Origin of the sequence: Acinetobacter sp. ANC 4470 (assembly GCF_002135335.1) — a bacterium.
Classification (GTDB): domain Bacteria; phylum Pseudomonadota; class Gammaproteobacteria; order Pseudomonadales; family Moraxellaceae; genus Acinetobacter.
The window spans coordinates 142,730-158,133 of the sequence record NZ_NEGC01000006.1 but is presented as its reverse complement, the minus strand read 5'-3'; the positions used below and the strand labels follow the sequence as shown (position 1 = coordinate 158,133).

At 37.6% G+C, this 15,404-nt stretch carries 14 protein-coding genes and 2 pseudogenes; 4 read left to right on the top strand and 12 right to left on the bottom strand.

Annotated features, from left to right (window positions below; all coding sequences use genetic code 11):
* Positions 1-78: 78 nt before the first annotated feature.
* The 4 genes from hfq to tsaE form a co-directional block, all read right to left on the bottom strand.
* Entirely contained in the window at positions 79-612 is a 534-nt protein-coding gene (hfq, locus tag B9T25_RS10605) for an RNA chaperone Hfq (RefSeq protein ID WP_086188388.1), read from the bottom strand.
* 91 nt (positions 613-703) lie between these two features.
* Positions 704-1,648 carry a tRNA (adenosine(37)-N6)-dimethylallyltransferase MiaA gene (gene miaA / locus B9T25_RS10600; protein ID WP_086188387.1) on the bottom strand — a complete coding sequence of 315 codons (945 nt, stop codon included), beginning with the start codon at positions 1,646-1,648 and terminating at the stop codon, positions 704-706.
* 6 nt (positions 1,649-1,654) lie between these two features.
* Positions 1,655-3,613: a DNA mismatch repair endonuclease MutL gene (mutL, locus tag B9T25_RS10595; RefSeq protein ID WP_086188386.1), complete on the bottom strand. Its 1,959-nt coding sequence runs from the start codon at positions 3,611-3,613 to the stop codon at positions 1,655-1,657.
* Positions 3,606-4,082, bottom strand: a complete 477-nt coding sequence (gene tsaE / locus B9T25_RS10590; RefSeq protein WP_086188385.1) for a tRNA (adenosine(37)-N6)-threonylcarbamoyltransferase complex ATPase subunit type 1 TsaE — start codon at positions 4,080-4,082, stop codon at positions 3,606-3,608. Before tsaE ends, mutL begins: the two co-directional genes overlap by 8 nt.
* Positions 4,083-4,219: 137 nt before the next feature.
* On the opposite strand from tsaE, the gene B9T25_RS10585 reads away from it, so the two are divergent.
* From B9T25_RS10585 to B9T25_RS10575, 3 genes are all read left to right on the top strand, one after another.
* Positions 4,220-5,125, top strand: a complete 906-nt coding sequence (locus tag B9T25_RS10585) for a pseudouridine synthase (RefSeq protein ID WP_086188384.1) — start codon at positions 4,220-4,222, stop codon at positions 5,123-5,125.
* Positions 5,126-5,240: 115 nt separating this feature from the next.
* Complete coding sequence (locus B9T25_RS10580; RefSeq protein WP_086188383.1) at positions 5,241-5,576, top strand: type II toxin-antitoxin system RelB/DinJ family antitoxin; 336 nt, start codon at positions 5,241-5,243, stop codon at positions 5,574-5,576.
* 89 nt (positions 5,577-5,665) lie between these two features.
* Positions 5,666-6,109, top strand: a complete 444-nt coding sequence (locus B9T25_RS10575; RefSeq protein ID WP_086188382.1) for a GNAT family N-acetyltransferase — start codon at positions 5,666-5,668, stop codon at positions 6,107-6,109.
* Here the strand turns inward: B9T25_RS10575 and B9T25_RS10570 are convergent.
* On the bottom strand, positions 6,102-6,812 hold the full coding sequence (locus B9T25_RS10570; protein WP_086188381.1) for a pseudouridine synthase: 711 nt from the start codon (positions 6,810-6,812) through the stop codon (positions 6,102-6,104). The two genes, B9T25_RS10575 and B9T25_RS10570, sit on opposite strands and share 8 nt — an antisense overlap.
* 140 nt (positions 6,813-6,952) lie before the next feature.
* Here B9T25_RS10570 and B9T25_RS10565 point away from each other — a divergent pair, with 140 nt between their 5' ends.
* The gene (locus B9T25_RS10565; protein WP_086188380.1) at positions 6,953-7,405 is read left to right on the top strand and encodes a DUF441 domain-containing protein; all 453 of its coding nucleotides are present in this window, start codon (positions 6,953-6,955) and stop codon (positions 7,403-7,405) included.
* Positions 7,406-7,974: 569 nt separating this feature from the next.
* On the opposite strand, the gene B9T25_RS10560 is transcribed toward B9T25_RS10565, so the two are convergent.
* The 7 genes and pseudogenes from B9T25_RS10560 to B9T25_RS10535 all read right to left on the bottom strand — a co-directional run bounded on the left by B9T25_RS10560 (position 7,975) and on the right by B9T25_RS10535 (position 15,352).
* Positions 7,975-8,895, bottom strand: a complete 921-nt coding sequence (locus tag B9T25_RS10560) for a LysR family transcriptional regulator (protein ID WP_086188379.1) — start codon at positions 8,893-8,895, stop codon at positions 7,975-7,977.
* Between the two features lie 354 nt (positions 8,896-9,249).
* Positions 9,250-9,726, bottom strand: coding sequence for a hypothetical protein (locus B9T25_RS14460; RefSeq protein ID WP_143222469.1), 477 nt, complete (start codon positions 9,724-9,726; stop codon positions 9,250-9,252).
* Between the two features lie 258 nt (positions 9,727-9,984).
* Positions 9,985-10,160, bottom strand: a pseudogene (locus tag B9T25_RS14885) (IS5/IS1182 family transposase); the annotation flags it as partial.
* A pseudogene (locus B9T25_RS14880) lies at positions 10,156-10,370 on the bottom strand (transposase); the annotation flags it as partial. The pseudogenes B9T25_RS14880 and B9T25_RS14885, both read right to left, overlap by 5 nt.
* A gap of 70 nt (positions 10,371-10,440) precedes the next feature.
* Positions 10,441-11,424: an ion transporter gene (locus B9T25_RS10545; protein ID WP_086188378.1), complete on the bottom strand. Its 984-nt coding sequence runs from the start codon at positions 11,422-11,424 to the stop codon at positions 10,441-10,443.
* 118 nt (positions 11,425-11,542) lie between these two features.
* Entirely contained in the window at positions 11,543-13,258 is a 1,716-nt protein-coding gene (locus B9T25_RS10540; RefSeq protein WP_086188377.1) for an AAA family ATPase, read from the bottom strand.
* A gap of 72 nt (positions 13,259-13,330) precedes the next feature.
* Complete coding sequence (locus tag B9T25_RS10535) at positions 13,331-15,352, bottom strand: hypothetical protein (protein ID WP_086188376.1); 2,022 nt, start codon at positions 15,350-15,352, stop codon at positions 13,331-13,333.
* Between the last annotated feature and the right edge of the window lie 52 nt (positions 15,353-15,404).

Genomic DNA, 15,404 nt, shown 5'->3' with positions numbered 1-15,404 from the left:
ACACACTTTTTAATATACAAATATAATTTTTTCATAAAAAAACCTCTCACAAGGAGAGGTTTTTTTATGAATCAACAATTAACGATTATTTTCGTCTTCTGGAGAGTCTTCAAATTTAGTTTCACCGTCAAAACCAGTATTTGATTGACCACCAAAGCCACCTTGCTGACCGCCGAAGCCGCCTTGACCGCCGAAGCCGCCTTGTTGACCGCCGAAGCCGCCTTGTTGACCGCCGAAGCCACCTTGTTGACCGCCAAAGCTACCTTGACCGCCGAAGCCGCCTTGACCGCCGAAGCCGCCAGGTTGACCGCCGAAGCCGCCAGGTTGACCACCGAAGCCACCACCAGTGCTTTGGGTAGCACCAAAACCACCAGCGCCTTGAGCACCAGCAGGAGCACCAGCAGGACGTGGGTTACGTGCAGGAACAACAGTAGAAATTGCATGTTTGTAAACCATTTGGCTTACAGTATTTTTTAATAAAACTACATATTGGTCAAAAGATTCAATATGACCTTGTAATTTAATACCATTCACAAGGAAGATAGAAACAGGGATACGTTCCTTACGGAGAGAATTCAAGAACGGATCTTGTAAAGTTTGACCTTTAGACATGTTATAACTCCAAAAAATTTAAAAATCAGCGCAAAAACTATCTCTATTTTTCAATTAAAAATTATAAAAAAGATAGTTACTAAATTTTGCTTTATCCGTAACAGTTTCGCAAGTCTTCTTGAGCCTGCTTTATCGTCAAATATGTTTTAAAATTATGCGACTCTTGCAAAGATCTTAACCAAGTATATTGACGTTTTGCAAGTTGTCGTGTCGCAAATAAAGATTTATCCTCCATTTCTTGTCGTTTTCCACGACTTTGGTCACTTTTTTGTATAAATTCTATAGCTTGACGATAACCTACGGAACGCATTGAGGGTAAATTATCATTTAAATCGTATTTTTCAATCAGCATTTCCACTTCATGCAAAAATCCGATATCCCACATAGTTTTAAGACGTTTTTCAATACGTTTATGTAATTCTACACGATCTGGCAGTAAAGCATGATTATGAAAAGTGTAACGATATGGTACATTTTTGGGTTGTTCAGCTTGTAGTTTTGTAATCGGCTGCCCAGTGAGTTTAAACACTTCTAATGCACGAATAATTCGTTGTTTATCGCTGATCTTAAATTTTTCACCTGCCAATGCATCTACGCTACATAACTCGGCATAAACGGCATCCCAGCCCTGTTGCTCCGCTTGAGCTTCAATTTCAGCGCGGACTGCATAATCTGCACTTGGTAAATTACTCGACAAGCCCTCTAACAAAGCCTTGAAATACAGCATCGTTCCTCCGACTAAAATCGGCGTTTTTCCACGTGCATGCATGTCGTCAATCAACACACAAGTATCTTCTACAAACTGTGCTGCTGAATAAACTTCTAAAGGAGTAATAATATCGATCAAATGATGCGGATAACGCGCCTGCTCTTCTTTCGTCGGCTTTGCGGTACCAATGTCCATATCCTGATAAACCAGTGCAGAATCGACGGATATAAGCTCAAAATGACCTTGTTCATACAGCTCACATGCCAAAGCGGTTTTACCACTTGCAGTTGGTCCCATTAAATTGATGACCGGCAATTGATTTGACATGTACAACTACTCTCCTCGAGCAAAAAGTTTATCTAATTGTGAAAGTGGAAATGCACGCCAAGTTGGACGTCCATGATTACACTGACTGGCAAATTCGGTTTGTTCCATTTGACGTAGCAAAGCATTCATTTCTGAAAGGCTAAGGATTCGATGGGCACGAACTGCGCCATGACATGCCATGCCCGCTAAGATTTGATCACGTTTTTGTAATAAGCCTTGAGCCTCATCATTTGGATCTAAATCATTTAATAATTCAGGTAATAAAGATTCAAAATTGGCTTTATGTAAAATAGCGGGCACACCGCGTACAATCACCTGTTCATCACCATATTGATCAATTTCAAGACCTAAACGCGCAAGCTGATCTTTTAAATCGTCAACTCGCATGGCTTGCATACGACTAATGCTAATCACTTTAGGAATAAGCAATTGCTGTGATGTCCAAAATTCAGGTTTATCCCACGCAGCTTTCATTTGTTGCAATACAATGCGCTCATGTGCGGCATGCATATCCACAACAATTAAACCTTCAATGTTCTGCGCAAGAATATAAATGCCATGCAATTGTGCAATTGCAATACCCAAAGGATGCTCATCCACCTTTACTGCTGAGTTTTGCTCAAACTGGTTCAGTTCTATATCTGCTGAATTTGCTGTTACGCCATCTCGCAAGGGAGATAGATAACTTTTCAGGGCATTATTTACCTGTTGTGAGCCTACATAACTGCTTTGCGAAGATGCTGCTGAATATTGCACAGTTTGTGGGCTACTGGCATTAAAATCCGTTAATAATTCAGCAGATGACTCAACCGACATCATAGGCTGTTGAGACTCTGCAGTCCGATGCAATTGAAATTGCTCCTGATAACGCGGATGTTGAGTTTGAGCATGTACAACGTGATCTTGCACTTTCATGGCTTGGGCTAAATCAATACTTGCTGTTTGAAATTGAGCAAGTGTCTCTTTGGCATAATGACGGACAAACTCATGTACTTCACGTTGATTTAAAAAACGGATTTCATTTTTGGTTGGATGCACATTAACATCAATATTTTCAGGATCAACTTCTAAGAAAAGTAAATATCCAGCATGCTGATGTCCATGTAAAATACCATCGTAAGCCATACGTAGCGCATGTGAAATGGTTTTATCTTTCACAATCCGTCCATTAACATAGACATACTGTAAATCTGCTTGCCCACGTGCATCGGATGGATGACCTAACCATCCAGATAAACGCATACTGATGCTATCAGCATCAATCCAATAGGCATTTTCGGTAAATGCCCGACCTAATAATTGTTGAACGCGTTGAAAACGCAATTCACCACTATCCGCAATCGGCAAGTTCAAACGAATATTATTGTTATGTTCGAGCACAAAGCGAATATTAAAATGTGTGAGTGCCAAACGACGTACGATTTCTTCAATATGTCCAAACTCAGTGCCCTGCTTTTTTAAAAATTTACGCCGAGCAGGCACATTAAAAAAAAGATCTTGCACACGAATGTGTGTTCCTTGTTGAGTCGCTACAGCTTGAATTTCTTGATAATCAAAAGCAGTGCCATTCACTTCCACTTGATAACCAATACCATCATTATTTTGACTACTGGTTAAAGTTAAACGTGAAACGGCAGCAATGGAAGCCAATGCCTCACCACGAAACCCCAAGCTCATAATGGCTTGTAAATCATCCGCAGTTTGAATTTTACTGGTGGCATGCCGCATAACTGCTAAGGCTAAATCTTCAGGATGTACACCACGACCATTGTCAATAATTTCAATTAAGGTGCTGCCGCCTTGCTCAACACGAACAATCAGTTCTGTCGCGCCTGCATCAATCGAGTTTTCTAATAACTCTTTCACCACTGATGCAGGACGCTCAATCACCTCACCTGCGGCAATTTGATTGGCTAACGCAGGATGAAGAGTATGAATACGACGTTCGCTTAAATCATCACGCATTGTTCAATTGACTCTCTAATGCTTGTTTGAGGGCTGCTGATGAAAAACTCAAATGGGCTGTACGCGTCAGCTCATCTTCAGATTTTTCAATATTAATAATCAAATCCGGTTGCGGAATTTCATCGCCACCTTTAGATGGCCACTCAAATAAAAATAGTGCATCAGGCGTATCTAAATAATCACGAATCCCCATTAGTTCAAGTTCATAAGGATCATTTACGCGATATAAATCGAAATGAAAAATATCTTTACCATTAACATTATAGGGTTCAACCAAAGTATAAGTTGGACTTTTAACCGCGCCTTTATGCCCTAAATTTTGCAAAAAATAGCGTGTCAGCGTCGTTTTCCCTGCACCTAAATCACCAATTAAATAAACCACACCCGTGGTAAAATGCTGTGCCAAAACCTGTGCTAAATTTTGGGTATCGTCTTCATTGTTTAGGTTTAAATTAAATGAATACTGCATATTACTCACGACAAAACTCAAAAGAACAATTATGATAGCATCGCACCGCTTTATTGCCCATGCTCGCACTTCTAAATGTGTAACTTTTCCTACATTTCATTGTAATTTTTTATTGATTGATACGCACGATACATCACATGACCCAGACTGAATTTACTCCCCCCATGCTCAATGGCGTAAGTGCAAGCAAAGTGTTTTTGCCTCAAATTTTGCCTACACCTCAAAGTCTCTATCAATATCTCTGTCAGCAATTTCCACATATTGCAGCAAATGAATGGCAACAACGCTTTAGTAGCCGTTTAATTTATGATGCTCTTGGTAATATCTTAAACTTTAACTCACCCTATATTGAAAATAGTCATGTGTTTTACTATCGTTTTTTAGCACATGAAATCCATGTTCCCTTTGAGCATGAAATTTTATTTGAAAATGAACATTTATTAGTGATCGATAAACCACATTTTTTAACCATTAGCCCAACAGGGCAATACGTCCAAGAAACGCTTTTGGTTCGTCTAAAAAAACAAACGGGCAATGAGTTTTTAACACCTATTCACCGTCTAGATCGCGAAACAGCGGGCGTGGTTTTATTCTCTAAGCAAGTCGCCACACGAGCAATCTATCAACAGATGTTTGCGCTGCGTGAGGTTCAAAAAACCTATCATGCCATCGCACCTTTTCATGCAGATTTAACATTTCCTTGTTATACACGCTTAAGAATGCAAAAAGGTGAACCTTTCTACACCATGAAAGTCGTTGCTGGAATTGTAAATAGTGAAACGGAAATTGATTTACTCGAACACAATACGATTTGGGGCAAATATCGACTGCAACCGATTACGGGAAAACAGCACCAATTACGCGTTCATTTAAATAGCTTAGGTATTGCAATAAAAAATGATCCCTTCTACCCAGCAGTGCAACATAAAAGGGAAGATGATTTTTCAGCACCCCTTCAGCTTCTTGCAAAGCATATTCGCTTTAATGATCCGATTACTTTACAAGAAATGGAATTTTCGTCACATTTCGAACTGACATTGTAATATGCTTGTCATTACAAAATATTTTCATAAAAAGAGTGTATGAGTGTTGAAATTACATTAGATTTGATTAAAATAAATGCTGAAAAGTTAAGTAATTAGATGTAAGCAAAAAATCATGAGAAAAACTGAAGTTTATCAAATAAGACTTGACTCCCAAGAAAAAAAGTATGCTTTTGCTGTATTTAAGCAATTGGGGATTACGCCTGCACAAGCCGTTCGACTGTTCTTTAAACAAGTCGTTTTAACTAAATCCATTCCTTTTTCAATTGAGAATCAGAGCATAAATCTAGATCAACTCAATAAAATTCGTAAATTAAAGCAGCTGCAAAATACTTTAAATAGTGATACAGAACAATCTACCGCTACCGATCAAGAATTTATTTTAGATGACGATCATTTAGACTTATTTGAAGAGCTAAATGCGATTTTGGGTGAAAGTGACAAAACTTAACAGTGTTGCATTTATAAACAAAATTTAAAAAAATCTCGTAAAAACTTAGGTATGCTTCATGCAAAGATAATAAAAACATGGAGTATCAGATGATCGTAAGACGTGCAACTTTAGAAGATTTACACCCACTTGCTGTGTTATTCGATGAATACCGACAATTTTACGGCGCATCTTCAAATCTAAGCCTTTCCTATCAATTTTTAAACCAACGCTTTCAAAATAAAGAAAGTGTTATTTTTATTCATGTAAAAGATGATACTTTGACTGGTTTTATTTTACTGTATATGGGCTTTTCTTCCGTGGCTTGCTCGACCTATTATATTTTAGACGATGTTTATGTAACCCCAACTTATCGTCGTCAGGGTTCAGCAAAACAACTGATTGATACTGCAATTTTATTTGCAAGACATGAAAATGCACAACGAATTAGCCTACAAACAGAAAAAAATAATTATCAATCACATCAACTTTATGAACAAATGGGCTTCATCAAAGATGATGAGTTTCAAACTTATCATTGTTTCCTTAAATAGACATGCGTGTTTTGGCAAGCTCAACTTGTTCTGAAGTCAGATAAATCCACTTCCCTTGTTCTAAATCTGGAAGTTCTAAAGCGCCAATTTGCTGACGATGCAACTGTTCAACTTTATTTCCCACAGCAGCCAACATTCGCTTAACTTGATGATAAACCCCCTGATGGATGGTCATCTGTAATTCATGTTCTGCAATCTTAATCACATCTGTTGCAGCAAAGCTCCCCGATTCATTGCGTAACTCGACACCCTGTCTCAATTGCTGCATTTGTTGTTCGGTCACAGGATCGGCCGTTTGCATTCGATATACTTTCGCGACGTGTTTTTTCGGATGCGTTAAGGCTTGTAGAAATTGACCATCATCTGTCAATAATAAAAGGCCGCTGGTGTCCTGATCTAAACGACCGACACATTGCAAACCACGGTTCATCAATACATCATCAAATAAATCAAATACACTGAAATGATGCGTTGCCTGATGTGAACATTCATAATCTTGTGGTTTATTTAAGGCAATATAAATATTTTCACGATACTCAAAACTTTCACCATAGACCGAAAAATTTAAATGATTCAGATCCAGTTTATGTTTTGCATTACTCATAACCTCACCTTGGATGGCAATCGCTCCATTTTTTATGAGCTGTTGGCAATGTTTGCGTGAACCAAAACCTTGCGACTGCAACATTTTCTCCAAGAACATAAACGAACCTTTTAACTATCATGAAAGGCGCATTCTATACTGAAATGAAGACTAATTTTATTGTTCCAGCGCTTTAAAGCAAATCTAAGTTTAAAACCCTATACAATAGATATGATCTTTCCTTATCCCCAGCAAAAGTAATGTCCAATTTAGATTTAAATCTCATCGTGCTCTTGATTTTATTAGCTTGTGGTATCTTTAGCCATAATAGTGCTATCACGATTGCTGCTGGAGTACTGATTGTTTTTCGAATTACCCCACTCAGTGAGTTTTTTCCTTATTTGCAACAACATGGATTAAATATTGGCATCATTATTCTGACCATTGGTGTACTAACACCCATCGCCAGTGGAAAAATTCCAGGTGAAGCTATTTTAAAATCATTTATGAGCTGGAAGTCCTTACTTGCAATCGCAATTGGTCTTTTAGTGGCATGGCTCGGTGGACGTGGCGTTAAACTCATGACCAATCAGCCTGATGTAGTTGCAGGCTTGCTCATTGGTACCGTTGCTGGCGTTGCTGTCTTACGCGGTGTTCCCGTTGGCCCTTTAATCGCTGCTGGCATACTGACACTCTTTATTGGATATTCATAAAAAAATGTGCTGTTATTTGGGCTCGTTAAAATTCCAGCAAGATTAAAAGATCTGTGATCTACATATTAAATTTAAAATCACAGTATCTAAAAATAAAATTTTCTATATTTATTTTTATATATCAAATAACTAATCAAATTTTTTAATCTTAAAGTATGAAAAACAAATGAGCCTATCCTTTAACTCATCTGTTTTTTGATCATCTCAATAGACTTCTTTAATAAGTCATTTTTCGATCAATGCAAATCGTTCTTAAAACCAAAATTTAGCAGGTATTGGATTCGTGAGTGTGGCATGAATGCCACACGTTTCCCATCCTTGCGCTGAATTTTAAAGCAGTGCTTAAAAACTTGCTCAGGATGTCGTGTATGGGAAAAAAGGTTTTTCTTGCGGACTCAAAATATATTTTAAGCTCCTCATTTTGACCTTTCAAAAGTAGAGTAATGCCTACACAAAGGCATAAAAACTGAATCAATCAAATGAGGTAGTGCTGGTTCTAAAGAATCGCATATTGAGCATTTTTTAATTTATGTAAGTTATCTAATATTCCAAATTAAGACTAATCCTATTTATGCAGAATAGTACTGATTACGCTTTTGAGAGAACTTAGCCAGTTGCTTTAAAAAGCCCTCAAAGTAACTTTTTTCTTTCTCTTCCGTTCTATAACCTGCGTATAAAGTACGGCGTAATCCTGTAGATGAAACACAATCTAAACGACGGGAAGTCACCCAACCTTTTTGCTCATATTCATTCACTACCCAATCAGGCAAAGCAGCGATACCACGCCCACTTGCAACTAATTGAATCAACATTTGGGTTAAATCGGTCGTGCGAATATGCTTCGGCAAGATATTGGCTGGAATAAATAATTTAGCCATGATATCTAAACGGTGCTTATCCACTGGATAGGTAATTAAGGTTTCTTCTGCCAACTCTTGCACTGTAATACGTTCCGCTCTAACCAAAGGATGTGTATTGGACAAGACCAAGCGTGATTCATATTCAAAAATCGGAAAATATTCAATACCTTTTAAGGCGATAGGATCAGCGGTAATCAACATATCAAATTCTGCATTTTGCAGAAGTTCATGTGGATTTGATTCAAAACCTGAAGCAAAATCTAGATCCACATCAGGATACATATGACGGTACTGATTCAATAAAGGCATGAGCCAATCAAAGCAACTATGACATTCAGATGAAAAAATAATCCGTCCCGTCTGACCATGCACAATTCGGGTAATATCTGTTTGAGTAATTTGAATTTGTGGCAAAATATCATCAGCGAGCTTAAGTATACGTTGCCCTACATTAGAAAATGTAACAGGTCTACTACGACGATTGACCACTTCTACGCCATACCAATGGTCTAATTCTTTCAATTGATGTGAAATGGCCGAAGGCGTTAAACATAAATCATTAGCAGCAGCGACCAATGAACCGTGTTCGCGTAATGCAATTAAAGTTTTCAAATGACGAATTTCTAACATGAACAAAGAACCAATGAAATTTACACTAATGAATACATTTCATCTTAGCATTAAATTCATTAGCTCGTTTCATGTTTGATTTTATTCGATGATATTTTCAACGAAAAGCATGTCCTGTTAGAAAAACATTATGACGATTACTCCTCATATTCTTGGCTACCCACGTGTGGGTGCAAAACCTAAACTTAAATTTACGGAAGAATATTATTAGAAAGCTGAAACAGCATTCTGCATTAATAAAAATGGCAAAAAAAGTACGTACGGAGCTGACTGAAGCGGCATAATTTATTGTAGTACCGTATTTCAAAATAAAAATAGCCTTTTTCTTAGAGGCTATTTTTATAGATCATTGATCTATTTAGTTCTTATCACTTTAGAATCAATCATTTGAAGTTTTTTCAATGCTGGCGATGCTAACAATGCTTCAAGCTGGTTAGCATCTTCAATAGAGGTCAAAACAATAAGGATTTCTCCTGTCTGCAAGGGTTCTGCAATCTGAACGGAATTTATCACGTGATCATGAAGCCTAAGTTCAAGTTGTTGCCCCACCGACTGCTTTGTATAGCTCGATAGCACTTTCGCAATATTCTGTTTAAGTTTGATATAAATTCTTTTATCTTCTTCACGCACGACTTCAACAACGTCATGATGTGTCACCCGAATTGGTCCAATCCAAAAAGCATCGCTAACATTTTCTACAACACAGATTAGATAATTGTTAGGATTACGACCACCACCAAGATCAAGACAAAGATCATCATACCGAGCTTGCTGAACTTTTACTCCACTCCAAAATGCAATAACTCCAACGATGATTGAATAGTTAGCCATAATATTTTTCTAAAAAGCATTTAGTAAATCTCTCATTTTTGTTTTCTATGTTAACAATGTGCAAAAAATGGTTGAATCTACGGACGCTTTTTTGCGATTCAAGCCAAAGGGCGTATTTAGACTGAATACATATTAACAGATCACTACTAATTCTTAGAATATCATGCCAACGTAAACTGTGTTTACTGTCACTGGTGTATTACTGTGGCTTTGTTGCACAAACATTTAAAAGCTGAATTTCCTCGAGCCTCTTGAAGCTTAAGGCACAACTTGGGTATGAGGTCTCCCTAATTCAGTGAATTTATTAAGTGCGGCTATACGGGCATGAATTTCATTGACCTAACTTAAAAATACTTTGCTGACAATTTATCGCCTAATAATTTAATACAGTGCATCTTGGTTTCCACCAAACTTCGTCGATGATAACCTGACCATGCGTAAAGAAAGCAGAAATAGTGATTTAATTATTAAACAGCATTGGATTGCAACATCTAGAATAGGTTTGATTCCTTCCTTGTTTCTCACTTGATTTTGCATACCATTGAGTATTCGCATCAAATCGTGATATTTCCACGATGGATCAGGGACTTGTTATAGATTGACCAATTAGTTGTTCGATATATTTTAGGTACAGGTTCATTCATCTGAGATGTATATGAGTGAATAAGCACTTACGGATAGGGTTGTGTAACAAAGCCCCATGAAGCTAAAACTTTAATCAGGCAGCTTATGCCCACAATGCGGGCAGAAACAATATTTATTCCTTTCTTGCTCTAGTTCTTCTTCCTTACTCTCACGAATGAGCTGTAATAAAATATCCTGCGTTTGCTCAACAGTAAGGCCGACTTCTTTACGTAAATTTTCAATTTTTTCTTCATCAGCAAAAAAATCAATTTCAGCGACTTGTAAAAGTTCACGAAATTTTAATTCCAACTTTTGCTTACGCAGTTCAAGCTCACTCGCTAAACCATTCGCCAAAATACCTGCTGGAAGTGCAGCTAAACCGACACCTAAAATCGTAATTAATGCTCCAAGAAACCTACCCAACGGCGTAATTGGCGTAACATCACCATAGCCCACAGTGGTTAATGTGACTACTGCCCACCACATAGAAGCAGGAATTGAACTAAATACTTCTGGCTGTGCTTTATTTTCAACGACATACACCCCAGCTGCTGCCATAACAATCATAATCAATAAAATAAAAATAACCGCTTGAAATGAGCCCTTTTCACGTTCAATCACACGCAATAAAATTTGTAACGATACAAAATAACGCGTCAGTTTGAGCAACCTAAATAATCTGAGAATTCGTAGGAAACGTAAATCGATATGCACAAAGAAGTTAATATATGCGGGTAAAATGGAAAGTAAGTCGATGATTGCACCACCACTTCGTACCCACAACCATCTATTTTGCCATGCACTGTTAAACTGGTTTTTTTCAGCAATTGCCCAAAATCGTAATAAATATTCGGCTGTAAAAATAAAGATGGAAAATAATTCAAAAGCATCAAAGTACAGTTGGTACGACAGATAAATATCATTAATCGACTCAAGTAAAACTGCAATTGTATTAGCAATGATCAATAAAATAAGAAAGACGTTTACGTAGCGACTAAAAGTACTTTCATAGTCATCGTTATGCAAATTATCATAAACAAATCTGCGAAGCTTGTACCACGCGTTGAATTCCATATCCGTGCGTTGCTGTTGAATAAGATTTTTTCAGTGTAGCGCAACTTAAGTCTTTATATATGAAATTTTCTAAATATTCATATTAAATTGAAGTACTTTCAACCAATCACCATCAATACTATTCGACAAAAAGCAGGGCTAAACGTACCTGATCATAACCCATACGTGGGGTAGTCGCTTCTACAATAGGACGTAGTTTAATTGACCCTTCTTCACTAAAGTTTTCAGCGCTTTGACGTTTCATTAAGCGCTTATAAATTTTACGTACTTGCTCAACCACTTCATCCCCCGGATGGGCCACAGCAATATCTAAACCTTGTTCTTTATGCAGTTTGGCCAAATGATTAATAATCGTTGCAGGGGTTAATCCACGTTCAACAGCGATATCTTGAATTTCATAGCCTTTTTCAAAAAGCTCACGTGTTTCATCAAGTGTTGCAGTGGCATAATTGGTTTTGCCCGCACTTTTTGAAATTTTCTTTTCATTGCGCTGAATTTCAGTTTCATTCAACGTTCCACCACAGTGACGAATAAACGCTTTATGTTGAGGGATTAAATCAATCGACTCAAAGTGAGTTTCTGCTTCATCTGACAATTCCTGAAAGCGGCGATCTGCTTTAATGGCTAAACTGTCTAATTCAAGTGCCTGTTGATTAATTCCGAGCAGTTTTAAGCCACTTAAGGCTTTGAGTCGCGATATTGCGACATAACCTTGCCCTTTCTCAAAGGTATGACTCAGGTTGATTTCCGCAGCTTCTAAGGTCATGCCTTGTGATTTATGAATGGTTATAGCCCATGCTAAGCGCAGTGGAATCTGCTGAAAACTGGCAATGGTTTTCCCTGCATCATTATCCACCGACCATGTTTCAGGCTCTACCACAAGTACAGTGCCATCGGTAAGCTTTACCTTTGGTAAAATGCCATGATCATCGTCTTCTTCAAAACCAATCACTTCACCTAAACTGCCGTTGATATAGCCCATATCAAAGTTATTTTTTACAAACATCACTTTGGCATTTTTCTTTAAGGTTAAGTTTTCAGGCGCTCGAACTGAAGATTTCAAGGTTTCAATTAGCTTATCATTACCATCACATACCGCATCAAATTGGCGACCATCCGCCTCAATTGCATTTAAATGTTTAAAGTTAATCGCATCGACATCCATATTATGGGTGTATAAACGAGTAAAAGTTTCACCAATATTTTGTTGATTGGTTTGTTCTAAAGCTTGCAGATGTTCCGTAGTAATACTTTGACTACGAATAGCATTTAAGATGTCATTTAAATAATCATTGCCCTGACGATGTTGTTCGGTCAAATAACAGACCCGAAATTTCGCTTCAACCCAAGCATCTGACATAAAGCAGAACTTATCACGATTATTTTCATCTTTCTTACCAACAGGTGGCAGCTGAAAAAAATCACCCGCAACAATGACTTGAACCCCACCAAAGGCTTCATCACTTTCTTTAAAATATTTTAGAACTTGATTAACCAAGTTCAGTTGCTTGGCATGCAACATTGAAATTTCGTCAATAATCAACACTTGGGCATTTTCTAAATGCTCTTTTAAATACTTACGCTCTTTCATGTTTTTTAGATCGGCATCAGATAAAAAATCCTTGATACCAATGCCTGCCCACGTATGAATAGTCATCCCATTCATGTGTGTTGCAGCAATACCTGTTGAAGCGGTAATCGCGACAGGTACTTTACGTGCTTTCAAATAGTTGATGTACTGATTGAGTGTATAGGTTTTCCCTGCACCAGCCGAACCTGTTAAAAAGACATTTTCGCCCGCTTTTAAAAGCTTGAGTGCAGTTTCTTGTTTCATAAGACCTATAACCATAAATTAACGGCTATAGCCTACCGATTTTTTCCACAAAAGTTAAGCCCAGAAAAAAGTTTAACGACATGAGGTGTCACTTAAGCAACCATATTGTGAATTTAACCAAGCAATAAATTGCACTGCAACATCCACAACCAGCGCTTCTGCTTTACGGTTATTGGAATATTCCAACTGATCATAGACCAGCTTCCCATCTCGAACATAGCAACCTAAAGTCATGTGTTGTTGAACCGCCTGAGATGACATATGAAAAGCCACATACTCCCTATCAACAATATGCTGTGCATAACTGGCAGCTAAACAATGATGATATCGTTTAGATTCTTCAATAATTCGCTCTAAATTTGCCAGCTCTTCAAAACACCAATCTGAAAATTGAATTCTTTTGCTTAATGTGATGGGTTGCCATACCGCTAAGGCGAAATTTTTCTTTAACTTGTTCATCATTTCTTGTGTTTGGATTTGATCATGCCAATGCACGGCTTGATGAAACAGACCGATCCAGGTGGTATTTTTAGGCACGATTTTGTTATCTGTAAAATAATCAACCAAATAATCGCGAACATACGCATCAAAGACCGATACTCGAGTATAGCGACCACGTACATAAAAAATTTGCCTAAACTCATCCAACTGTATTTTATAGCGCTGTAATACCGTATAAAAATCACGATTTTGATGCGTTTCTGGGTGAATATAGTCCATAAGATCATCAGATAAAGATTGCGTTATTTTATGCAGATGCAACATATACGCTTGCATGACTCGACTTAAACGCAGATAGATATGTTTAGTCATTTGAGCATCCGTTTTCGCGACATTCCGCATCAATGCCATCCATTCATCCAAGTACAAAATAGAAGGATTTATGGCGATGCGATGATCATCAATAGATTGTTTTTGCCCTTTTAGGATGACTGTATAATTCTTTTCATGTTCGAACCATGCTTCTTGCATGGCAAAATAATGGCAACTCTGAATAAACATACGTGCAGATGAATGCTGAAAATATTGTAAAGTCGCCAAAATAATCTGTGGATGCATCTGACTGCTATCAACAAAACTAAGTGCAGTTACAGCAACTCTCACACTGCTCTGTTGAATATTTTCGCTAAGCCAATCCAATACTTCAGTTGATTGCTTAAACAACCAGTTCACAGCACGTGGATAATCAAATAATGGCAGTTTTGCCACCTTCTTTTGCCAAACAGTCGTGCTCAGGTCAAGAAAATTATGCTTTGATAATAAATCATCACGTTGCCACAGTTCACGTCGCATTAAACGAACAAAACCTAATAAATGACTTTTCTCTTCTGCATGACGATAGAGCAAATTTATATCATCTTGATGTTCGATTAACTCATTTAAATTAAAGCGCTCTGCAAATGACAATGCCAAAATACGATACATGGGGCGAGGTAAAAATTGAGCTGCACTAAAACAAAAATCATCCAAACATTCCATCAAAGGCTGTATCGGTAGAACCTCATCCGCACAAACACCTTGAATAGAACAAATCTCTTGCACAATTTTAATAATATATTCAGGTACTGGGGTTTTATTTATCACACAATCAGTCAAGACGGTAGACTGATAAAAATCAGCCTTCATCATCAGATGATCAATCATTTCAGCTTGAAGCAAAGAAAGCTGTTTCAAAAAAATACTGACCCGCTCAGCACCATTGATCCATACATAAACTTGATCTAGTAAAACTTGCCGAAACTGTTGAGCCTTTTGACGCAGAAAGAGGGAATGTTGTGGTTTTAAATCACCAGTTAAAAAATACAGATCATGCAATATAAATTCTTCAACCAATTCTGCTTTTTGCCCCACATAATTAAAATCACAACATAAAATACTGCTCTGAACTGATGTAGGTGCAGAAAACTGTAGTTGAAACAAACCATTTGCGATGTATACACAATGCCGTTCTTGATCGACACGAAACATATTTTGAGCATTTAGATCAGTGACAATATTGAGCTGATCCTGAAAAATTTCATTTAGACTTTTAGAAACTCTAAATAACTGTTTCGCAATGAATGGGTACTGCGGTACTAAACAACCCTGTTCCATACTCGCCTCACATTGAACTCACATCTCACGGTGAATTTAATAATATATCGTG